We start from the raw sequence: 23,149 nt of genomic DNA on the forward strand, positions 1-23,149 counted from the left end.
CCATGGCAAATCAGCAACCGCATCGAATAAAAAGTATAAGCGAATTTCATGAATTTAGAGATTTGCCTAAACCGCAGCATCCGTTAATCAGTGTTTATAATTTTGATGATATTAAATACCTGAATGCGGAAGAACCTAAAAGTTTGATGCTGGATTTTTATTCTATTGCAATTAAAAGAAATGCCAATGCAAAAATGCGTTACGGCCAGCAGGAATATGATTTTAAAGAAGGCGTTTTGCTATTTATTGCCCCCGGTCAGGTTTTTTCTATTGAAGGAAATGCAGCACTAAAACATACAGGATGGTCATTATTGATCCATCCTGATTTTTTGTGGAATACTCCGCTTGCACAAAAAATAAAACAATACGAATATTTTGAATATTCTGTTCACGAGGCATTGCATCTTTCTGATAAAGAAGAGAATATGCTTATTAATATCGTCAAAAACATTCAGCAGGAATATCAGTCTAATATAGATAAATTCAGCCAAGACGTTATTATTGCCCAAATCGAATTGTTTCTTACTTACGCTGAACGTTTTTATAACCGTCAATTCATTACTCGAAAAATAAGCAATCATCAAATTCTGGCACGCTTAGAAAAACTGCTTGGTGATTATTTCGGCAGCGATTCTCTGGCTAAAAAAGGTTTGCCTACAGTTCATTACATTGCTGAAAGTTTAAATGTTTCTCCTAATTATTTAAGCAGTTTATTAAAGCTGCACACCGGACAAAGTACACAACAGCACATACACGATAAATTGATCGAAAAAGCAAAAGAAAAACTTTCGACAACAAATTTGTCAATAAGTGAAATTGCTTTTGAATTGGGTTTTGAGCATCAGCAGTCTTTCAGCAAATTATTCAAAACCAAAACAAATTTTTCTCCTTTAGAATTCAGACAATCTTTTAATTAAGAATAATGGAAAAATTCAACAACAAAAAACCAGCCAAAATGTGCTACGAACATATTGGCGGCAAATTGGGACAGCTTCTTATGGAAAATTTTGCAGATAAAGCATGGATTGCCAAAAACAAACCAACAGACAAGCACTTTTATATAACTGATTTAGGTCAAAAAGAATTGGAAAAACTGGGAATTGACGTTTCTAAAATTAAATCAGAGGAATTCTAAAACTTTTCAGCTTCCCTCATTTTTCCTTGAAAACATACTTCTAAATTTCATAACTTAGTTATCTTTTTATCCTTAAAATTATGACTAAGAAATATATAGCCCAAGACTTTTTAAAACTCGCTGCAAAAGGACATTCTCACGAAGCGTTCCGACTTTACATTGGCGAGAATTTCAAGCATCATAATGCTTATTTTAAAGGAGATGCTCAGACGCTGATGCTGGCAATGGAAGAATCATCACGAAAAAATCCGAATAAAACTTTTGAAATTCATCATGCTTTAAGAGATGGAGATTTGGTTGCAGTTCATTCGCATGTAAAACAAAATTCAAATGACTTGGGCGCTGCCGTCGTTCATATTTTTAGGTTTGAAGCAGATAAAATAGTAGAACTTTGGGATTTAGGACAACCAATTCCTGCTGAAAAAATTAACGAAAACGGAATGTTTTGATTTTTAACCGCAAAGTACGCTAAGATTTTTTTTACATCGCTTTATAACTAGAACACAAAGTTCGCAAAGCTTTGTGTTGATCAAGCTTTGCGAGCTTTGTGTCGTTGTTAAACATACTGCTACATAAAAATCTTAGCGTGCTTTGCGGTAAATTTATCTCCTTTTAACCTGAAACCTTAAACAAAAAACAACTTTACAAAATGAACGCTACTTTTAGAATTTGCTCTTTATTATTTTTCCTTTTCCTGTTTTCAAACTGCAATTCATTCGCTCAGAAAAAAGACGACTATTCAGCTAAAATCGACAGCTTGATTCAAAACACAAAAAATCCAGTATTTAATGGCGTGGTTTTGATTTCGAAAAACGGAAAAACATTATATTCTAAAGCGTATGGTTTTGCTAATTTTGAAACTAAAAAACCTCTAAAATTAGACAGTCAATTTGAGATTATGTCGAACAGCAAACAAATTGCTGCGGTTTTGATTTTGCTGGAAGCAGAAAAAGGTAAAATCGATTTGAATGCGCCAATAAAAAAATACCTGCCAGAACTCAAACAAAGCTGGGCAGATTCTGTAACTGTTCATCAGCTTTTAAATCATACACACGGAATTGTCGATTTGCAGAAGCCGCTTGCTTTTAAACCCGGAACCGATTTTAAATACGGAAATTTAAGTTTTAATCTTCTGGGCAAAATAGTAGAATTCAGCACCAAAAAAAGGTATGCTGAAGCAGCTGAAGCTCTTTTTAAGAAATTAAAAATGAACCATACTTTTTGCTATTCAAAAGACAAAGCACAAAATATAGCGACCGGATATATTAATACAAAAAATATTTTAGATCCAAAAAATTCATCACAGATTACACCAGAAAGTTTTGGTGCAGATGGCATTATTTCTACTGTTTCAGATTTAGCCATTTGGAATAATAATCTTCATAAAGGGAAAATTCTGAAACCGGCATTCTACAATCAAATGGTTAAAAATACAGTTTTGTCGCAACACAATTTCTTTGGAAAAGAAAAAGACGGTTATGGTTATGGCATAAGAACTATTGAAAAAGAAACTGTAAAATATGTTGGGCACACCGGTTTGGGCGACGGATTTTCTTCTGTAAATTTGTATTTTCCTGATAGCGATATCAGTTTGATTGTTTTAGAAAATGAGATGAATGAAAGTTCTGATTTGTTTTATATTTCTGAATTCAAAATCAAAACCATTTTATTGAAAAGCGATCTACTTAATTCAAAATAAAATACGATGGCAAAAAATAAAACCACAGAAACAGAAAGCAGTGTTGTTGATTTTATAAATACTGTTGAGGATGAAATTAAAAGAAATGATGCTTTCGAACTGATTAAAATAATGCAAAATACAACCGGGTTTGAAGCTAAAATGTGGGGACCGAGTATTATTGGTTTTGGCAGTTATCATTACAAATATGAAAGCGGACATGAGGGTGATGCGCCGCTTGCTGGATTTTCTCCTAGAAAAGCGGCTATTTCGCTTTACGTATATCTTACTCCTGAAAATAGAGAAGAATTACTTTCTAAATTAGGCAAACACAAATCGGCAAAAGGCTGTATTTACATCAAAAAACTAATTGACATTGATGCTGAAATTCTCAAAAAAATGGTTTTGCTTTCTGTCCAAAATTTAAATAAATTGTATCCTTCAAATTAAATTGTGACCGTCACAAAAAAATAAAATACCACACAAAAAAATCATGATCTTAATAATATCTATTCTTCTATTATCTGTTATTTTTTACTTTTTATTACATCCAAGATTTGGAAAAAAACCTTCTGGAGAAAGATTGGCTTTAATACAAAAATCGCCTCAGTATAAAAACGGAAAATTCGAAAACGAAAACTTTACGCCTGAACTTGCAGAAGGTTATGGTTATTTTGATATTTTAAAACAATTTTTCTTTAAGAAAGTAGATCGCAAAATTCCGACTGATATTATTCCGTCTGTAAAAACCAATTTATTAGAAATTCCGTTAGAGCAGGATATTCTGGTTTGGTTTGGGCATTCTTCTTATTACATTCAGCTTGAAGGCAAACGTTTTCTAATAGATCCTGTTTTTAGCGGCAACGCCTCTCCTATTTACGGAACAACAAAAGCATTTAAGGGAACTGATATTTACACAGCCGATGATTTTCCAGAAATTGATTATTTATTGATGACGCACGACCATTATGATCATCTAGATTATAAAACGATTATGCAGTTGAAACCAAAAATAAAAAAGGTAATCACAGCACTTGGTGTTGGTTCACATTTTGAATTTTGGGGTTTTCCTGTCGGAAATATTATCGAAAAAGACTGGCACGAAAAAATAGAATTAGATCAAAATTTAACGCTTTATACTACTCCATCTAGGCATTTTTCTGGAAGAAGCATTAAACGATGCAACACGCTTTGGACTTCGTTTGTTTTAGAAACCAAAGATTTTAAAATGTATTTGGGAGGCGACAGCGGTTACGATTCTCACTATGCAGCAATCGGCGAAAAGTTTGGACCTTTTGACATTGCACTAATCGACAATGGTCAATATAATCCGGCATGGAAATACATTCATAATCTGCCAGAACATGTCATAAAAGCAATGAAAGATTTGAAAGCAAAAAGAGTATTTCCGGTTCATTCGTCTAAGTTTGCATTGGCTCTTCATGCTTGGGATGAACCGCTTATAAAAGTAACCGAATTGAATGCCAATTCAGAAAACCCAATTCCGTTAATTACTCCTAGAATTGGAGAATTGGTAGAACTTAAAAATGAGAATCAGGAATTCCAGCAATGGTGGAAAGGGATTAGATAAATTTTAGATTGAAACCCAAACTAAAAAACACTTGGTTTTGTCATTTCGACCAAAGGGAGAAATCACACACGTAACTCGACAAAGACTGGCGATTTTCTGTGAAAAATATCTTGTTTGATTTCTCCCTTTGGTCGAAATGACATACTTTGCGTACAATGAAGCAAAACATGAAAAATGAAACAAAAAATAAACTTCTTAGCAATTGCTTTTTTATTAACATGCAGTGTATTTTCTCAAAATACATATGTGTTTTTGGGATCGTATAATAAAGATGTTACCGCAGAATCAATTCAGGTTTATCAATTGGATACGTTAAGCGGAAAATTGACAAAAATAACAGCGGCAAAAAATGTCGTTAATCCATCTTATTTGACCTTGTCTCCCAACGGAAAATTTCTTTACGCCTGTACACAAACCAAAACGCCGAACGCAGGAAGTGTGAGCAGTTTTGAATTTAATCCTGAAAATAAATCGCTGACTTTTTTAAATAAACAAAGCAGTGGTGGAGAAAATCCGGTTTATGTTTCGGTTCACAAAAACGGAAAATGGCTCGTAAATGCAAATTATACAGAAGGAAGTGTTTCCGTTCATCCGCTTTTAGAAAATGGAAAAATCGATTCGCTTGCGCAGAATTTTCAATACAGCGACGGAAGCGTTCATAAAGAGCGCCAAACTCGTTCGCATGTGCATTCTGCAGTTTTTTCGCCTCAAAATGATTATATCTTTTTACCTGATTTAGGCGCAGATAAAATTCGGTGTTATGATTTTGACGAAACACAAAAACAGCCTTTAATCGAAACAAAAAATCCGTTTTTAAAAACCGACTTAGAAGCCGGGCCAAGACATTTTACTTTTCATCCCAATCAAAAATTCGGGTATTGTATTGAAGAAATGGCAGGCGCGATAAGTGTTTACGAATATGTAAACGGAACTTTAAAAAAGATACAGCGAATCAATACACATCCTGACAAAATAAAAGAAGGTTTTGAAAGTTCAGACATTCATATTTCACCAGACGGAAAATTTCTATACGCCACAAACCGAGGTCAAGAAAACAATATTGCCATTTTCTCTATTGACGAAAATGGCCTTTTGAAAAATATTGGTTATCAATCGACTTTAGGAAAACATCCTCGAATTTTTGCCATTGATGAAAGCGGCAAATTTTTGGTTGCTTCGAATGTTCTCACTGGGAATGTGATTGTTTTTAAAAGAGATTCCAGAACGGGATTACTAAAGAAAGTTGGTAAAGAAATTAAAATGGAAAATGTTTCGTGTGTGCAGATTAAAGGGATTTAAAATTGTTTTGTCATCCCGAGGAACGAGGGATCACACTAGTTTATCGACAAAAATTGGCGGAATTACAGACTGGAATTCTTGTGTGATTCTTCGTTCCTCAGAATGACATACTCTACGAGTAATCTCAATTAAAAAAACTAACTATAAAAACATAAAAATGACACCACTATATTTCAACTTACAACCCGATTTTTTAGAAGATGAAATCGTAAAATTAATTCCTTTAGAAGAAAGTCATTTTGAAGAGCTGTTCAAAGTTGCTTCAGATCCTTTAATTTGGGAACAGCATCCTGCAAAAGACAGAAGTAACAGAGAAGGCTTTAAAACCTTTTTTGAAACAGGAATAAATTCTAAGGGCGCTTTTTTAATTTTAGATAAGCAAACCAATGAAATTATAGGAACTACCCGTTATTACGATTATAAACCAGAAAATTCGAGTATTGCGATTGGATATACTTTCTTAGCAAGAAAATTTTGGGGCGGACCTTATAATAAATCTTGTAAAAAACTATTAATTGATTATGCTTTTCAAAATGTAAACTCTATAATATTTCATGTCGGAGAAGAAAATTTCCGTTCTCAGAAAGCCGTTTTAAAATTGGGAGCACAAAAAACAAATACAATGGTAGTTGTTAATAATGGGATAAATTTACCCCACTTTGAATATGAACTGAAGAAGCGTAATGAATTATAAGTTATGAGTTAGAAGTTAGAAATCAAACTAGAGTCATCCGTTAATTATTGTGGCGTTTAAGCCAAACTCACAGCTTATAACCCACTACTCATAATTCAAAACCTCATAACCCATAACTCTTAACCCTTAACCCACAACCCACAACCCATAACTCCAAAAAAAATGAAAAGAATTACAGTTTTCTGTGCCTCAAGTTTTGGTACTGATAAAATTTACGAAGAACAAGCAATTGCGCTGGGTAAAACTTTAGCCCAGCAAAACATAGAATTAGTATATGGAGGCGCAAATGTTGGTCTTATGGGCGCTGTTGCAGATGGAACTTTAAACGCAGGCGGAAAAGTTATTGGCGTTCTTCCTAACTTCTTAAGATCGAAAGAAATTGCGCATCTTGGTTTAACCGAATTGGTTTTGGTCGAAAGCATGCACGAAAGAAAAACTAAAATGAGTGATTTGTGCGATGGTGTTATTGCGCTTCCGGGAGGTTTTGGAACTCTTGAAGAGCTTTTCGAAATGCTGACTTGGGCACAATTAGGCTTGCACAAAAAACCAATTGCTATTTTAAACATTAATGGTTTTTACGACTCTTTGATTGAATTGACAGAAGTTATGGTAGAGAAAGGCTTGCTGAAAGATGCCAATCAAAAAATGCTTTTGGTAAGCGACAATATTGATGATTTGCTGGAACAAATGAAAAATTATGTTCCGCCGACTGTTGGAAAATGGATTGACAGTAAGAAGTTATGAATTGTAAATTTTGAATTGTGAGTGTTAAATTGAAATTTAAATCATGATTTCAGAATTAAACAATTAGAGTTATATTTACATTTCACTTCTAACTTTTAAATCTTACTAAAATGAAAGTAGAAAACAACCACTTTGCAAAAGCTGAAATGCTGATTAGAAAACCCGTTTCAGAAGTTTTTCAGGCTTTTATTAATCCGGAAATTACTAGTAAATTTTGGTTTACAAAAGGCTCCGGAAAATTAGAACAAGACACTACAACCGAATGGACTTGGGAAATGTATGGTTTTTCATTAACCATAACCACTCATGTTTTGCAGGAAAATAAAAAAATTGTAATCGAATGGGGAAATCCTGATGAAACTACAATCGTCGAATGGGTATTTCATCCGTTAAACGAAAATGAAACTTTTGTGAGTATTACAAATTCAGGCTTAAAAGGAGATTCAGATAAAATAATTGATCAAGTTCGAAATTCGACTGAAGGTTTTACATTGGTTTTAGCGGGTGCAAAAGCGTATTTAGAACATAAAATTCAGCTGAATTTGGTTTTAGATCGATTCCCGAAAGGACTTGCTTAAAAAAGTTTCAGGTTTCAAGTTTTTTTAGTTTCAAGTTCTGTACGCAACATGAAACTTGAAACCTGAAACTTGAAACAAAAAAACCAAACCTCATGGAAATAAAAAAACCTGAAAACATAGACGAATACATTGGCGGATTTCCCAATGAAGTTCAGGAAATTTTGGAGAAAGTTCGAATGACGATTCAAAAAGCTGCGCCAGAAGCCAAAGAAAAAATCAGTTATTCGATGCCGGCTTTTGAACAGAATGGGATTGTAGTTTATTTTGCTGCTTTTAAAAATCATGTTGGCTTGTATGCTTTGCCGAGTGGTCACGAAGCTTTTCAGGAGGAGCTTTCACAATATAAATCCGGAAAAGGTTCTGTACAATTTCCTTTAAATAAACCAATGCCTTTTGACTTGATTACTAAAATTGTAAAATTTAGAGTAAAAGAAAATCTAGAAAAAGCAAAAAAGAAATAACTCTAAATGAATTTAAAAGACCATTATACTCAACTTTATAAAAAGTCTTCCGAAGCTATTTTAGAGGGAGATTACAAATTAGACACGCATATTACCGACACTTCTGATTCGCGATTCGGACTTACTTTATTGATTCGGCCTTCGAAAGAAATAAAAGATAATATTCAAACCTTTTTAGCCGAATTAAATGCAATTGATGCAACACAATATTATTATCCTGATGCTGATTTTCATATTACAGTAATGTCTATTATTTCGTGTTATGCAGGTTTTACTTTAGATAAAATAAATATTGAAGAGTATATCGAAATTATTCAAAAAAGTTTGGTTGAAGTAGATGAAATCAAAATCAAATTTTGGGGCGTAACAGCTTCAAATGATGCCATAATGATTCAAGGTTTTCCTGCTGACGAAACGTTGAATATTTTGCGAAACACACTTCGGGAGAACTTCAAAAAATCGAATTTAGAACAAAGTATCGACAGCCGATATGCAATTGCAACAGCACATTCTACAATAATGCGTTTTCAGGAAAAACTTCAAAATCCTGAAAAATTACTAGATGTTGTTGAAAAATTCCGTGATTATGATTTCGGAGAATTTACCGTTGAGAAATTAGAATTAGTTTATAACGATTGGTATCAGCGAAAAGAAAACACAGTTAATTTATGTGATTTTTATTTAAAATAAAATTATTTAAACTTTCCGAAATGCCACAAAATACCCGACGGATCATGCAGAAAACATTCGCTTCCCCAATCTAAATATTGAATCGGAACTAATTTTGCAGTTGGATATTTTTCAGTTAAATTCAAATCTAAAAGTCTTGCATAATAACTTTCTACATCTTCAACTTCCAAAAAAACCATGGTGTTGTCAATCCATTCTTTGGCATAATAATCTTGAAGATAAAAGGCAATTTCATCTGTTTTAAAAACCGAAAAATTAGGCCCTAAAATTATTTCTTCAAACCCCAAATCTTTATAAAAATTTCTTGAGATTTCGAAATCTTTAGATCCTATAAATGGCCGTATTGATTTTATCTTGTTGCTCATATTAATATCGTTATTTAATTTTATTTACGAAAACCATTCAATTCCTTTATCAAGCTTAATAAGGAAATCTGTAAATGAAGTTCCTATTTCAACATGATATTTCGAATTTAAATCGATAAAAGGTGAAAGTATAATTTTTACATTATTCTTATTTGAATCAATTTCAATTCCAATAAATTCACCGCTTCCATTTGTACCAATTCCAATAGTTGCAGTTAATTCTTCAACAATTTTATAACTTTTATTAGCTTCAATAATTTCTTCTAAACTCCAAAGTTTTATAAACTCAACACCAATAAACTGGTCAATGCCAAAATAATTTTCAAGATAAAATACATAATCTTCGGGAAGTTTTAAATTAGAATAATATTCAACATCTGAAACTTCAACCAAAGCATTTATATCTCTTTTAGGAAAACTATATTTTTTAAATATCTCTTGTAGATTTTCCTTCATAATTAATATTTTCTCTATCCCTTATTAAAAATATTCCCCAAGCCTCTACCAAGCTGCTCGATCGCTTCAAGACCTTTTTTCAATGGCGTTGCGGTAAAATCTTCATACGCATCCATTGAAGTTACTTTATTATCGTCTTGCGGATAAACTAAAATCAAATTATTGTCATTGAAAGATTTTTCAAATTTTGACGGCAATCTGTCAAATATTGATTGATACGAAACAGAACCTTTTCGAGACAAGTTAAAAACAATTAAATCTGTTGGTTTTATTTCATCAGAAATAGATTCAAAATCATCCCAATCCATTATGCTTTTAAAACCTAATTTAGCATTCAATTTCAAATTATTGGCAATTTGCAAAATCGTTTGATGCGTTTTATACTCGGCATAAATGACAATCGGAACACTTAATTCTTGAGACAATCGACAAATTTTTTGCAGTAAAAGCTGAAACCCTTTTCCTCTCTCAGAAAAAGGCGGACAAATGAAAACCAATCTTTTTTCTTCTATAAATGTTTTTTGAAAACGGCAGATAAATAAACTTTTATCTACATTATTAATTATTGAATCTACATTTTCTCCAAAGATTTTATCTAAAAAACCGGTTTTTCTCGGCCAGCCTACAATTACAATATCCGACATTATTTCTTTAGAAGTTCGCGCAATTCCGCTCGCAGGATTATGGTCAATTCTGGCGATTGTATTAATCTTAACTTCTGAAGCAGAACCTTGAATTACGAATTTGTCAACCGCTTTTCGGTATTTCAAAATATTTTTCTCCGCCTGATCGTTATTCGGAACAATTGTTAAAAGTGTTACGGGATTCGATGATTTTTTGTCTTTAATTAAAAGTGCAAAATCTAAAAGACTTGACGTTGCAGATGTTTTTGCCAGCGGAATCAAAATATGTTCGTCTAAAATCTGGTCTTTATGAGCATCTTCATTTAAAATTTCTTCCTCGCAGATTGCAATTTTTTTCGCCGCCTTTTCAGTCGCAAAAGAGGCTACAATACAAGTAATTAAAATTAGAATAATAGTTCCGTTTAAGATATTTTCGTCTAAAATCTTCGCTTTAAATCCAACTAAAATAACGGCTAAAGTTGCGGCGGCGTGCGCACTGCTCAATCCAAAAATAAGCTGTCTCTCTGTTTTTGTATATTTAAAAACAATTTGGGTAAAAAAGGCCGCAATCCATTTTCCGAAAATAGCTACAACACTCAATGTTCCGGCCACAATAAGTGCTGTTGGTCCGCTTAAAATTACGCTGATATCAACGAGCATTCCAACAGAAATCAAGAAAAACGGAATAAACAATGAATTCCCGATAAACTCAATTCTGTTCATCAAAGCAGACGATTGCGGAATTAAAGGATTTAGCGCTAAACCGGCAACGAACGCACCAATAATAGGTTCAACTCCTGCCACTTCGGCCAAAAATGCCGCGAAAAAAACTACTGAAAGTACAAAAATATAATGCGCATGTTTTTCACTTTCCAATTTCTTAAAAAACCATTTGGCAATTCTCGGAATAACCAAAAACATGATGGCTGAAAAAATAGCCAATGAAACACCTAATTTGATCCAAAAAGCCTGATTTAGATTCCCTTGACTGCTTCCCATAATCACCGCTAAAATAATCAGAACGGCGGTATCAGTTAAAATAGTTCCGCCAACGGTAATGGCAACTGCCTGATTTTTTGCAATTCCGAGTTTGCTTACTATCGGATACGCTACTAAAGTGTGCGTAGCAAACATGCTTGCGGTTAAAAAACTCGCATTAAAATCATAATTTAATAAATAAAAACAAACGGGAAAACCAATCGAAAGCGGAAAGATAAAGGTAAAAAATCCGAATAATAAACTCTTATTTCGATTTGCCTTAAACTCATTCATATCGAGTTCAAGACCTGCAATAAACATGATATAAAGTAATCCAATGGTCGAAAACAAATCTACTGCAGAGCTTTTGGCCAACATATTTAATCCGTGAGGACCAATGACTACACCTGAAATAATAAGGCCGATAATTCCGGGAATATTAATTTTTTTAAGTAAAATTGGGCATAATAAAATTATAAGAAGTATCAGGGAAAAAATAGGTACTGGTTTTACAAGTGGAAATTCTAACTCGTCAATTAAATGCTGGAAAAATTCTATCATAATGTAATTTTAATCTTCATTGTGGTATTTTAACTGTATTGTAAAGACATTTAAACAATTAAAATAAAGACGTGAAGTTATCGTTTTTCGATTTTTTTTGAATTAAAAAACCGAGTGTTTTTTGTGTGATTGCTTCTATACAAAAATACCTAAAAAAACCACGAACTCTTTACGAAAGCCCTATATTAAGCAATTAAATTTATTTCGTTATCGAATTATTAAAATTTAATATTTTTTTTAACAAAACCGCAACATTAACAATCCAAAATAAAACTTCATTGCATTATTCAATTATCTTTGTCTTAATAAAAATTATATAATGGAAGAATGTATTTCTGTTTTTGATATGCTTAAAATTGGCGTTGGTCCCTCTAGTTCGCACACTTTAGGACCTTGGAGAGCCGCAGAACGTTTTTTAGAAGAGTTAAAAAGCGAATCTATTTTAAATCAAATTAAGCGTGTAAAAGTCGATTTGTACGGATCGCTTTCCTTGACAGGAAAAGGTCATGCAACAGATTTATCGGTTATGCTCGGCTTAAGCGGTCAAGATCCAGAATATATTCCTGTCGAAAATATTGCCGGAATCATTAAAACCATCGAAGATAAAAATGAAATTGTATTGGCAAATCAATATACTATTCCGTTTTATTTTCTTCAAGATATTGTTTTCAACAAAGAATTTCTTCCCTTTCATGCCAACGGATTAAAATTCACTGCTTATAAGGCAGATGATTCTGAATATGAATCTACTTTTTATTCTATTGGAGGCGGTTTTGTTGTAAAAGAAGAGCGTACAAATGCTAGAATAAAAGAAGTCATTAAATGTGCCTTCCCCTTCCCGATTCAAAATGCTGTTGAGCTTTTAAATTATACTGTTTCTGAGAACAAATCTGTTTCAGAAATTGTTTATGAAAATGAAAAATCGATGCGCACGGAAGAAGAAATTCATACGGAATTAATGCGCATCTGGAATACGATGTTAGAATGTATGTACATTGGATGTCATACCGGAGGCATTCTTCCTGGCGGTTTACACGTTCGCAGAAGGGCTTTTGATATGCATCAAGGTTTAATTGGATTATCTAATTATCATGATCCGCAGTCTTGGCTCGAAGAAATTAGAAAAACAGAAGTAAAATTTCGCCAGATTTTAAAGTGGGTAAGCTGTTTTGCACTTGCCGTGAATGAAGTAAATGCCTCTTTAGGACGCGTTGTTACTGCACCAACAAACGGAAGTGCGGGCGTTATTCCTGCCGTTTTAATGTATTATTTAGTGATTGAAAACCACAACGCAGGCGAAAAAGAAATTAAACAATTTTTGATGGTGGCTGGAGAAATTGGAAGTATCTTTAAAAAAGGATCTACTATTTCTGCTGCGATGGGCGGTTGTCAGGCCGAAATTGGCGTCTCGTCATCAATGGCAGCTGCTGCACTTTGCGAACTAATGGGCGGTTCTCCTGCTCAGGTTTTAATGGCTGCTGAAATTGCAATGGAACATCATCTTGGTTTAACCTGCGACCCAATTGGCGGTTTAGTTCAGATTCCGTGTATCGAAAGAAATACAATGGGTGCGATTAAAGCGATAAATGCTGCCGAATTAGCACTGGAAACCGACTCAAAAAATGCAAAAGTACCTTTAGATAAAGTAATCAATACGATGTGGGAAACGGCAAAAGATATGAACTCTAAATACAAAGAAACTTCAGAAGGCGGTTTGGCAATTGCCGTAAACATGGCCGATTGCTAAGATTTATAAAGTTAGCCACAGATTAAAGGATTAGCACAGATGAAAAAAACTTTAAAATCCTTTAATCTGCAGCAAAAAACGTCTCAAACATACTTCATGAAAAAATTCTACTTTGTAATTGCCTTATTTGGCTCAGTTTTACTGCATTCACAAGAACGTTATTTCCTTAATTCAGATACCCGACTTTATACCTCTGCTAGCTCCTCAGCTGAATTTTTAGGTTATTTTAAATATGGTGCCGAAATTCGTTTGTTATCAGAAAATAAGAATGGCTGGTATAAAATTCAAGCCGATAATTTTAACGAAGGATATGTTCAGGAGAAATTTGTCTCCACAAGATTAAATGCTAAAGACATTAAAATCAAAGATCCTGAAAATCCTATTTTAGAAGGCGGAGATGCATATTATGGCGGAAATCATCTTTTTGTTTTGGCTGCAGGTTTAAAAGCAAGAGCTTTGCCGGATAAAAACTCAAAAATAAAAGAAGTTCTATTTACTGGAGATCCGGTTGCAGTTAGCTATCTACCTTTAAATCAAGATGACTGGGTAAACATAAATGGAAATTTTGATCAAGAATACGCAAAATATACTTTGCGAAAATTTATAGGGCAGAGACCAAATTTTGACACCTTGATAAAAGATTTCGATAAACTTGATGGCAATGCTGTTTCAGAAAGAAAAACAGTCAGCGAAAGACTTGTTGAATTAGCATGGAATAGTGATTATTCAAAACTGGCACCTGCCTATCAAAGATATTCTGAAGTTGTCAAGCAATTAAATGATCCAAAACTTATTGCTGAAACAGACTTAAATACAGCTATAGCCAAAGGATTAGCAAAACATAAACTTCCTGAAGAAATTGCAGCATTCTTTCAAAAAGCAGAATTTATTTTAAAAACCACTAAAACAAAATCGCTTTTTTTATCTCAGAAAGATTTAGTAAAAACATTGGGACAGCCTGATAAAAAAGCTAGTGTTCCTGATGAATGCGGCCTATATTTAAGCGAGCTGTTTTATTATTTTCCTGATCTAGAAGCTTCTGTCGATGAAAAGAAAAATCAAGCAGAAATCGTTAAGGTTTTTATCAATGAAAACAACAAATTTGCCATAAACGCAAATTCTACTTTAGACAATTCAATGTCCGAAAAAGCTTTCATTGAAAAATACGGAACTTATATTGAAGCTTCAATAAAGTCTCCTCATAATTATTCTATTGTTATGGAAGAGAGTCAATTTAGGATTGAATTTAAAGACGGAAAGCTTTTCAGCATCGAAATATTCTTCTATTGCTGATTCTCAAGTTACAATTATTCAATACTTTTACATTATCAAAAAAAAATAAACAAAAAACAAAATGTCAGTAGCTAAAAAAGATTATAAAAGAATAACTACAAAATCGTTAATCGAAATGAAAAGCAACGGAGAAAAAATCTCTATGCTTACCGCTTATGATTATACGATGGCAAAAATTGTTGACACTGCAGGAATCGATGTGATTTTAGTAGGAGATTCGGCATCAAATGTTATGGCGGGTCACGAAACAACTTTGCCGATCACTTTAGATCAAATGATTTACCATGCTTCATCTGTAGTTCGCGCTATCGAAAGAGCTTTGGTTGTAGTTGATTTGCCTTTCGGAAGTTACCAATCTGATCCAAAAGAAGCATTGCGTTCTGCTATCAGAATCATGAAAGAAAGTGGCGGTCACGCCGTGAAATTAGAAGGTGGAAAAGAAATAAAAGAATCAATCAAAAAAATATTAAACGCTGGAATTCCAGTTATGGGTCACTTGGGTTTAACTCCACAATCTATATATAAATTTGGAACTTACAGCGTTCGTGCTAAAGAAGATCAAGAAGCAGAAAAATTAATCGAAGACGCAAAATTGCTAGAGAAAATTGGCTGTTTTGGTATTGTTTTAGAAAAAATTCCAGCTGAGTTAGCCGAAAAAGTTGCTAAAAGCATTTCTATTCCAGTTATCGGAATTGGTGCCGGTGGCGGTGTTGACGGTCAAGTTTTAGTTATTCATGATATGCTTGGAATGAACAATGAATTTAGTCCGCGTTTTTTACGTCGCTACTTGAATCTTTATCAGGAAATGACTTCTGCAATTGGTCAATATGTCGCTGATGTTAAGTCGAGTGATTTTCCTAATTCTGGAGAACAGTATTAAAATTAGACTTCTTAGATTTTTAGACTAACTTAGACTTCTAGATTTTTATAAATGATTTTAGGAGTCTAATTCATTCTAAAGAGCTAAAAAAATTTAAAAATCTAAGAAAAATGCATCAGTTTAAAGAGCTTTTAATTTGGAAAAAAAGCAGAATGTTTTGTTCTAAAATTTATTCGATAACATCAACATTTCCTAGTGAAGAAAAATTTGGAATCACAAACCAATTAAGAAGAGCATCTGTTTCTATTCCTTCAAATATTGCAGAAGGTTCTTCACGAAATTCAAATAGAGACTTTGCAAGATTTTTAGAAATTGCTATTGGATCTGCATACGAAGTTGAAACACAACTCTTAATTTCATCTGATTTAGGTTTTATAAATGACGAAATTACAAGCGAATTAATTCATATGTTAGAAGAAATTACTAAAATGACATCCAGATTTAGAGCAACTTTATTGTAAACAAAAAACAAGTCTAAATCTAAGAAGTCTAAGTCAGTCTAAAATCTAAGCAAGTCGAAAAATGAAAATCATATCTAATAAAAACAACCTGCAAATTCTCCATGAAGACAATCACATTATTGTGATAAACAAGCGTGTAGGCGATATTGTACAAGGCGATAAAACGGGCGATAAACCATTATCTGATGTTGTAAAAGAATATATAAAAGATAAATACAATAAACCTGGTGATGTTTTTCTTGGTGTGATTCATCGTTTAGATCGACCTACAACCGGAATTGTTGTTTTTGCCAGAACAAGTAAAGCATTAACACGAATGAACGAAATGTTCAGCAATCGTGAAACGCAAAAAACGTATTGGGCAGTTGTTAAGAACAAACCTCTGGAAACAAAAGCCAAATTGGTTCATTTTTTAAAAAGAAACGAAAAAAATAATACTTCAAAAGCACATTTAAAAGAAGTTCCAGACAGTAAAATTGCCAGTTTAGATTATACTGTGTTTAAAGAACTTCAGAATTATGTGGCATTAGAAATTAATCTTCATACAGGCCGTCACCATCAGATTCGAGCACAACTGTCTGCAATTGGATCTCCGATAAAAGGCGATTTAAAATACGGTTTTGACCGAAGTAATCCAGACGGTGGAATTCATCTTCATGCCAGAAAATTAGTTTTTGTTCATCCGGTTTCTAAAGAAAACATTACAATTACAGCACCAACACCAGACGAAACCATCTGGAATGCTTTGTGATTTTATGATATAATTGTTAATTTTTTAAATTTTATCGATTAACTTGCATAGAGAAAAAAACAAGCTGATCATAAAATGGACTACAAAAACGACATCGGATACAGAAGAGAAACGCTAAAGAAATTATTGCATACTATTCAGCAAAGCGAAGATTTAATTGTAAAAGCGTTGTATGATGATTTTAAAAAACCCGAATTTGAAGCTGTTTTAACAGAAACTAATTATGTCATTTCAGACCTGAAAGACACAATTAAAAACATTCATAAATGGGCGAAAAGAAAACGCGTTTTTCCGTCGTTGCTTAATTTTCCTTCTACTGATTTTATTTACAAAGAACCATACGGAAATGTTTTGGTAATCGCTCCATGGAATTACCCTTTTCAGCTGGCTTTATGTCCGTTAATTGCCGCGGTCGCTGCAGGTAATAGAGTTGTTGTAAAACCGTCAGAACTCACACCTCATACTTCTGCCATTATTGCCAAAATCATTTCAAAATCATTTCACGTCAATCATGTTGAAGTTTTTGAAGGCGGAGTCGAAGTTTCAGATAAATTATTGGCACAGCGCTGGGATTATATTTTCTTTACCGGAAGTGTTTCTGTCGGTAAGATTGTTGCTAAAGCTGCAGCAGAAAATTTAACACCAGTTACATTAGAACTAGGCGGAAAAAACCCTTGCATTATTGATGAAACTGCCAATTTAAAATTAGCCGCCAAACGAATTGTGTGGGGAAAATTCATCAATGCAGGCCAAACTTGTATTGCGCCAGATTATATTCTTGTGCAAAAAAATATGAAGGTAAATTTTGTTTCTTTTTTAATGGAAGAAATTATAAAAGCCTATGGTAAAAAAATGGAAAAATCTCCTGATTTCGCCAGAATCATCAATACCAAAAACTGGGTACGATTAGACAGTATGATAGACCGCGAAAAAGTAATTTTTGGAGGCGAAACCGACTCTAGCAAATTATACATTTCGCCCACCTTAATCGAAGAACCAGCACTTGACAGTCCGGTTATGAAAGAAGAAATTTTTGGTCCACTATTGCCTATTCTGATTTACGAAACCGAAGCCGATATTCAGAACGTTGTAAGCCGTTATGAAAAACCTTTGTCTTTTTATGTTTTTAGCGAAAATAAATCATTTGCGAAAAAATTAATTACTGCCTATTCTTTTGGTGGCGGATGCATCAACGATACTGTAGTTCATTTCTCCAATAAAAAACTGCCTTTTGGAGGCGTTGGCCATAGCGGAATTGGTGCTTATCATGGTCAATTAAGCTTCGATATTTTTTCTCATCATAAAGCTGTAGTCAAAAAAGGAAACTGGCTTGACCTTCCAATGCGATATGCTCCTTACAAAGATAAATTAACATCCCTTAAACGCCTGCTAGACTGGTTGTAAGAAAATAAAAACGAACTCTCGTATATTTTGTAGATTTTCATACATAATTGATTAAAAATACTATATTTACGTTTCAATATTTAACTTAAACGCTAAAAGTATAAACAATTCTACAAAAAAATGAAATCTACTCTTGACCAAATCGAAGACATTAAAAATCACGGATATACAATTGATTTTTCAGCAGTCTTTAATCACGCTATCGAAAATTTTAAAAAAATATCGCTGTATTCAGCATTAATAATTGTAGTTTTTTCATTTGTATTTGGATTAGCTATTTTGGGTATTATCGCTGGTGTTTATGGCGCGGAAAGCCTTACCCGAGAGTTTTTTGAAAATCTTGAAACTCAAAAATTATCTTATTCAGAAATATTAATATCAACAATTGGTGTTTCTTTTATAACTGCTTTGCTGGCACCTTTTAGTGCCGGATTTCTTAAAATGGCAGATTCTGCAGATAAAGATGAAGAATTTAATGTTTCAACTATTTTTACTTATTACAAAGCACCTTATTTTGGTCAGCTATTTTTAGCAACTTTAGTTATCGCTCTTATTGGTACAGCAATTTCAAATGTTATTGAGAGTGCGGGACTAAGATTTGTAGGCGGTATGCTTTCTGGAATCATATCTTTCTTTACGTTCCTGACTATCCCATTAATCATTTTTGGAAAATTAAAAGCTTTAGAAGCTATTAAATCAAGTATTATTGTTGTGAGCAAAAATCCATTATTAATGTTTGCCTTATTTATTATTGGTTTTTTAGGATCGATGGTAGGTTTTGTTGCATGTTGTGTGGGAGTTGTGTTTACACTTGTTTTTAATACGTCAATGACATATGCTACTTACTATGCTATTTTTAATGAAGAAGAACAAGAAGATTCAATTGACTCAATTGGGCAATCGGATTTTGAATAAAATAAAAATTTCTAAAGTAAAAAAGAGCCTAACCTACTCTGTTTAGAAATTCAAAAAATGCTACTTATTAAACCAAACACCCAAACTCTATGGTAGAAAACTATAGTTTGTATGATTTATTGATTTCAGGTATTGCTGCTATCGGCAATACCGTGAAATCAATTATAACAAACTGGTACGTTTTCAATTCTGATATCATTTTCTATAACAATCCAAAACTTATTGTCTTAGGATTATCTCTCTGCGGATTTCTTAGCATATTGATTTATCAATTCTTTAGAATCAAAGCTAAGATTGGCAATTTCATCGAAAAAAAAAGAGATACTGAAACCGCAAATAAAGAGTATCTTCTTTACGTTTTATTTTTTGGTATTGCGATTATTTTAATCGAAATCATCAATGAAATTTTCAAAATTAGACCAACAAGTCTTTTAATTCTAAATGTTTCTATTGGTTTTTCAGTTTTATTTATTTACCTCATTACAGATAAGGTCAAATTTTTACGAGATAGAATTCAGGAAAATTTCATCATTGCCTTCTTTGTCTATATGGTCTATATTGGCCGTAATATTATTTTTCTTCCAAATGATGTTGTCCCAATTATCACTTTTTTAATTGCATTTTTCTTCTCGTACAATGTTATTAAGCCTATAAAAATATATTGGACATTTGTTGCAGTTACTTTCATCTACTTGACTGCAACAGTTGTTTTCAAATTAATTCCCTTAAAAACATCTGTTCTCTTAATCAATTTCAGTATTCTGATTTTTATCATTAATCAGGTAAAATATGCTGTTTTGCTGAATAACCGCGACAATTTCAGGTTTACAAATGAGATTGTTCATAAAGGAAATTCGCTTACGATTGCTACAAATGAAAACGGAAAAATTTTGTTTTGCAGCGAGACTATAACTTCAATTTTAGGATATCAGCCAGAAGAAGTTCTCGATATGGAATTTTGGCGTCTTACCGAAGATTCTGAATTCAACCAGGATAATTACTTTAAAAACTATATCGACAACAAATTATATATCCGGAAACTAAAAAATAAAAGCGGCGAATATAAATACATTCAATGGAAAGATAAAAAATTCTCAGAGCATTTAATTATCAGCATTGGTCAGGATGTTACGGAGCAGATTATTGTTCAGGATCAGTATAAAAATCTGATTCAGACTGCAACTGATATTATTTTTGAAATCAATGTTGACGGGTATTTTACTTTTATAAATGAATTTGGCTACTCGATTTTAGGTTATACTGAAAATGAGGTTCTTTGGCAGCATTATTCTAATTTCATTCACGACGACTATATTCGGAATGCAGTAGATTTTTATGAGAATCTGGAGCAAAATGAAATTAATTACCCAACAATTGAAATTCCGATTTTAAAGAAAAATGGAGAAGAAATATGGATTTCCCAAAAAGTGATCATCCGTAAAAATGATTCGGGCCAAACCATTGGTTTTGCTGGAATTGCAAGAGATATAACAGAAATTAAAAATATAGAAAACGAGAAAAAAAGACGTTTAGAAAAAATTGAAGCGTACAACAATTCAACTAAAAAACTATCGACTACTGATTTCCGTGATTATGATAATCTTCAGACTGTAATTGATTACATTATCAGAGAAGCAGCTACAGTTTCACAAGCAAACAGAGTCAGTTTCTGGAAATTTTCAAATGATGTTATTGCCTGCAAAAATTTATTTAGCCGAGACAATCAAACGTTGAGCGATAAAAATATTCTGGACAAAGAATCCTATCCTATTTATTTTGAAACTTTAAAAAGCAAAGCCATTATTAATGCTCCAGATGTTTTTGACAAATTAGAAACTTCTGAATTTCAAGAAATTTATTTTACTACAAATAAAATAAAATCGATGCTGGATGTTCCTATTTTTTTAAACGGACAGTTAGCAGGAGTTGCCTGTTTTGAAAGTACAGGTGAAAAACGGGAATGGGACAATGAAGACATCAACTATGCCAAAACGATTTCGGATGTAATTTCGTTGGCTATTTCTTCTCAAATGCGATTAAAAGCAGAGAAAAAACTAGAACTGAAAAGTGAATTGCTTTCGGCATTGGCACTTTGTACTGAGAAGTTTTTGCTTAGTAAAAGTCCGCAAAAGATGTTTGAAGAAACTTATGCTATTATTGGAAAAGCTTCAAAAGTGGATCATATATTTTATTATGAAAAGGATTTTGAAACCAATACCATAAGCCAGCAATATAAATGGTCAAGAGAAGGAATACCTCATCAAATAACAGAATTACAAGATTTTACAGAAGAAAATTTAAAAGAAATAATCTACCATTCTGAAACAAAAAAAGTTTTGAGTACACTGACTCAAAATCTTGAAGACACTTTTTTTAAAAGATTATTAATTGCCAATGAAATTAAATCGATATTGATACTTCCTTTGTTTTCGAATAATATATTCTCTGGTTTTATTGGATTTGATGATTGTACCAAAGAAAGAAAATGGAGCGATGATGAGATTTATATTTTTCAAACTTTAGCCAATAATATTTCATCGGCTTTAGACCGAAATCGAAATCAGGCAAAAATCAAAGAAAGTGAAGATGCTATTAAAGCCAAAGAACTGGCAGAGGCTGCAAATAAATCGAAGTCTGATTTCTTGGCCAATATGTCGCACGAAATCCGAACTCCATTAAACGGTATTATCGGATTTACACATTTACTGATGAAAACAAATCTTGAAGAAATTCAGGAAAAGTACATGACAACAATTAATCAATCTGCACATTCATTGCTTGAAATCATAAATGATATACTTGATTTTTCTAAAATTGAAGCTGGAAAACTGGAACTTTTTATAGATTTATACGATCTTCAAAAAATACTCGGACAAATATTTGATTTGATTGTTTATGAATCCAATCAAAAAAACCTTCAGTTGGAGCTCAACGTAGATCCTAATGTCCCAAAATACATATGGACAGATATTGTACGTTTAAAACAAATCTTGATTAATCTTCTCTCAAATGCTATTAAATTTACCAATGAAGGTTCGATAAAATTAAATGTTACCGTTTTGGACAAAAAATTTGATGATAATTATATCATCCGTTTTTCAGTTACCGATACTGGAATTGGAATTTTAGAGAAAAATCAAAACAAAATATTCAAGGCATTTTCGCAAGAAGACAGTTCAACAACTCGAAAATTTGGCGGAACAGGATTAGGCCTAACTATTTCGAATCAATTGCTGGCCTTGATGGAAAGCCGTTTACAGCTTAAGAGCAAAATTGATCAAGGAAGCACTTTTTATTTTGATTTAAATCTTAAAATCAGTCACGAATCTATAAATGAGAAATTTAAAGAAATCTCAAATAGGCACAATCCAGAATATGCTTTAAGTTATAATTCTAACCAGAAAAAAGTAATTATTTTAATTGTTGAAGACAATAAAGTAAATATGCTTCTCTTAAAAACTATTGTAAAAAACTTAAATATAAACTCTATTATTTTTGAATGCGAAAACGGATATGAAGCGGTTAAGCAAATAGAAAATATAAATCCAGATCTTGTCTTTATGGACATACAAATGCCAATTATGAACGGTTATGAAGCTACAAAAGCCATAAGGGTTACTAAAATTGGAAAAATCATTCCGATAATTGCCGTGACCGCAGGGGCAGAAAAGGAAGAAAGAAACAAATGTTTATCTGCTGGAATGAACGACTATATTTCAAAACCAATTATTCGCGGCACAGTAGAAGAGGCATTGCGAAAATGGTTGAAATAATGTAAAAAAGTTATCGCTTTCATTAATATATATTCCTAAAAAATATATAAATTCGTATTAAATAAAATACAA

23 protein-coding genes are annotated in these 23,149 nt (G+C 32.7%); 20 read left to right on the forward strand and 3 right to left on the reverse strand.

Annotated features, from left to right (window positions below; all coding sequences use genetic code 11):
* Nucleotides 1–2 precede the first annotated feature (2 nt).
* The 12 genes from IR010_RS11990 (at nt 3) to IR010_RS12045 (ending at nt 8,870) form a co-directional block, all read left to right on the forward strand.
* Nucleotides 3–917, forward strand: a complete 915-nt coding sequence (locus tag IR010_RS11990) for a helix-turn-helix domain-containing protein (RefSeq protein ID WP_194569242.1) — start codon at nt 3–5, stop codon at nt 915–917.
* 5 nt (nt 918–922) lie between these two features.
* Complete coding sequence (locus IR010_RS11995) at nt 923–1,135, forward strand: hypothetical protein (RefSeq protein WP_029272979.1); 213 nt, start codon at nt 923–925, stop codon at nt 1,133–1,135.
* Between the two features lie 80 nt (nt 1,136–1,215).
* Nucleotides 1,216–1,584, forward strand: coding sequence for a nuclear transport factor 2 family protein (locus IR010_RS12000; RefSeq protein ID WP_029272978.1), 369 nt, complete (start codon nt 1,216–1,218; stop codon nt 1,582–1,584).
* A gap of 200 nt (nt 1,585–1,784) precedes the next feature.
* Complete coding sequence (locus tag IR010_RS12005; RefSeq protein ID WP_194604090.1) at nt 1,785–2,834, forward strand: serine hydrolase domain-containing protein; 1,050 nt, start codon at nt 1,785–1,787, stop codon at nt 2,832–2,834.
* 6 nt (nt 2,835–2,840) lie between these two features.
* The gene (locus tag IR010_RS12010) at nt 2,841–3,263 is read left to right on the forward strand and encodes a DUF1801 domain-containing protein (protein ID WP_194569248.1); all 423 of its coding nucleotides are present in this window, start codon (nt 2,841–2,843) and stop codon (nt 3,261–3,263) included.
* Nucleotides 3,264–3,306: 43 nt separating this feature from the next.
* On the forward strand, nt 3,307–4,404 hold the full coding sequence (locus IR010_RS12015) for an MBL fold metallo-hydrolase (protein WP_194604093.1): 1,098 nt from the start codon (nt 3,307–3,309) through the stop codon (nt 4,402–4,404).
* 174 nt (nt 4,405–4,578) lie between these two features.
* A complete protein-coding gene (locus IR010_RS12020) occupies nt 4,579–5,703 on the forward strand; it encodes a lactonase family protein (protein ID WP_194604096.1) in 1,125 nt (374 codons plus the stop codon).
* Between the two features lie 157 nt (nt 5,704–5,860).
* Nucleotides 5,861–6,397: a GNAT family N-acetyltransferase gene (locus IR010_RS12025; RefSeq protein WP_194604099.1), complete on the forward strand. Its 537-nt coding sequence runs from the start codon at nt 5,861–5,863 to the stop codon at nt 6,395–6,397.
* A 162-nt stretch (nt 6,398–6,559) separates the two neighbouring features.
* A complete protein-coding gene (locus tag IR010_RS12030; RefSeq protein WP_194569256.1) occupies nt 6,560–7,141 on the forward strand; it encodes a TIGR00730 family Rossman fold protein in 582 nt (193 codons plus the stop codon).
* Nucleotides 7,142–7,251: 110 nt separating this feature from the next.
* On the forward strand, nt 7,252–7,719 hold the full coding sequence (locus IR010_RS12035) for an SRPBCC family protein (RefSeq protein ID WP_194604102.1): 468 nt from the start codon (nt 7,252–7,254) through the stop codon (nt 7,717–7,719).
* 92 nt (nt 7,720–7,811) lie between these two features.
* Nucleotides 7,812–8,180 (forward strand): iron chaperone, encoded by a 369-nt coding sequence (locus tag IR010_RS12040; RefSeq protein ID WP_194569259.1) that lies wholly within the window; start codon nt 7,812–7,814, stop codon nt 8,178–8,180.
* A gap of 6 nt (nt 8,181–8,186) precedes the next feature.
* Nucleotides 8,187–8,870, forward strand: coding sequence for a 2'-5' RNA ligase family protein (locus tag IR010_RS12045; RefSeq protein ID WP_194604104.1), 684 nt, complete (start codon nt 8,187–8,189; stop codon nt 8,868–8,870).
* 2 nt (nt 8,871–8,872) lie between these two features.
* Here the strand turns inward: IR010_RS12045 and IR010_RS12050 are convergent, their stop codons facing one another.
* Genes IR010_RS12050 through IR010_RS12060 form a run of 3 tightly spaced genes read right to left on the reverse strand, consistent with a single transcriptional unit; the run spans nt 8,873 to nt 11,853 of the window.
* Nucleotides 8,873–9,235, reverse strand: coding sequence for a glyoxalase (locus IR010_RS12050; RefSeq protein ID WP_194604107.1), 363 nt, complete (start codon nt 9,233–9,235; stop codon nt 8,873–8,875).
* Between the two features lie 24 nt (nt 9,236–9,259).
* Nucleotides 9,260–9,691 carry an SMI1/KNR4 family protein gene (locus IR010_RS12055; RefSeq protein WP_194604109.1) on the reverse strand — a complete coding sequence of 144 codons (432 nt, stop codon included), beginning with the start codon at nt 9,689–9,691 and terminating at the stop codon, nt 9,260–9,262.
* A gap of 14 nt (nt 9,692–9,705) precedes the next feature.
* Complete coding sequence (locus tag IR010_RS12060; protein ID WP_029272966.1) at nt 9,706–11,853, reverse strand: cation:proton antiporter; 2,148 nt, start codon at nt 11,851–11,853, stop codon at nt 9,706–9,708.
* 319 nt (nt 11,854–12,172) lie between these two features.
* On the opposite strand from IR010_RS12060, the gene IR010_RS12065 reads away from it, so the two are divergent.
* From IR010_RS12065 to IR010_RS12100, 8 genes are all read left to right on the forward strand, one after another.
* A complete protein-coding gene (locus IR010_RS12065) occupies nt 12,173–13,600 on the forward strand; it encodes an L-serine ammonia-lyase (RefSeq protein WP_194604112.1) in 1,428 nt (475 codons plus the stop codon).
* Between the two features lie 96 nt (nt 13,601–13,696).
* Nucleotides 13,697–14,893: an SH3 domain-containing protein gene (locus tag IR010_RS12070; protein WP_194569269.1), complete on the forward strand. Its 1,197-nt coding sequence runs from the start codon at nt 13,697–13,699 to the stop codon at nt 14,891–14,893.
* A gap of 61 nt (nt 14,894–14,954) precedes the next feature.
* Entirely contained in the window at nt 14,955–15,773 is an 819-nt protein-coding gene (gene panB / locus IR010_RS12075) for a 3-methyl-2-oxobutanoate hydroxymethyltransferase (RefSeq protein WP_029272963.1), read from the forward strand.
* A 110-nt stretch (nt 15,774–15,883) separates the two neighbouring features.
* Complete coding sequence (locus IR010_RS12080; protein ID WP_194604114.1) at nt 15,884–16,234, forward strand: four helix bundle protein; 351 nt, start codon at nt 15,884–15,886, stop codon at nt 16,232–16,234.
* A 61-nt stretch (nt 16,235–16,295) separates the two neighbouring features.
* On the forward strand, nt 16,296–16,985 hold the full coding sequence (locus tag IR010_RS12085) for an RluA family pseudouridine synthase (RefSeq protein ID WP_194604117.1): 690 nt from the start codon (nt 16,296–16,298) through the stop codon (nt 16,983–16,985).
* A 75-nt stretch (nt 16,986–17,060) separates the two neighbouring features.
* Nucleotides 17,061–18,389, forward strand: a complete 1,329-nt coding sequence (locus tag IR010_RS12090) for an aldehyde dehydrogenase (protein WP_194569273.1) — start codon at nt 17,061–17,063, stop codon at nt 18,387–18,389.
* Between the two features lie 120 nt (nt 18,390–18,509).
* Nucleotides 18,510–19,304, forward strand: a complete 795-nt coding sequence (locus IR010_RS12095; RefSeq protein ID WP_194569275.1) for a hypothetical protein — start codon at nt 18,510–18,512, stop codon at nt 19,302–19,304.
* Nucleotides 19,305–19,393: 89 nt separating this feature from the next.
* Entirely contained in the window at nt 19,394–23,077 is a 3,684-nt protein-coding gene (locus IR010_RS12100; protein ID WP_194604120.1) for a PAS domain S-box protein, read from the forward strand.
* Nucleotides 23,078–23,149 lie beyond the last annotated feature (72 nt).

It is taken from the genome of Flavobacterium sp. MR2016-29, assembly GCF_015350695.1.
Classification (GTDB): domain Bacteria; phylum Bacteroidota; class Bacteroidia; order Flavobacteriales; family Flavobacteriaceae; genus Flavobacterium.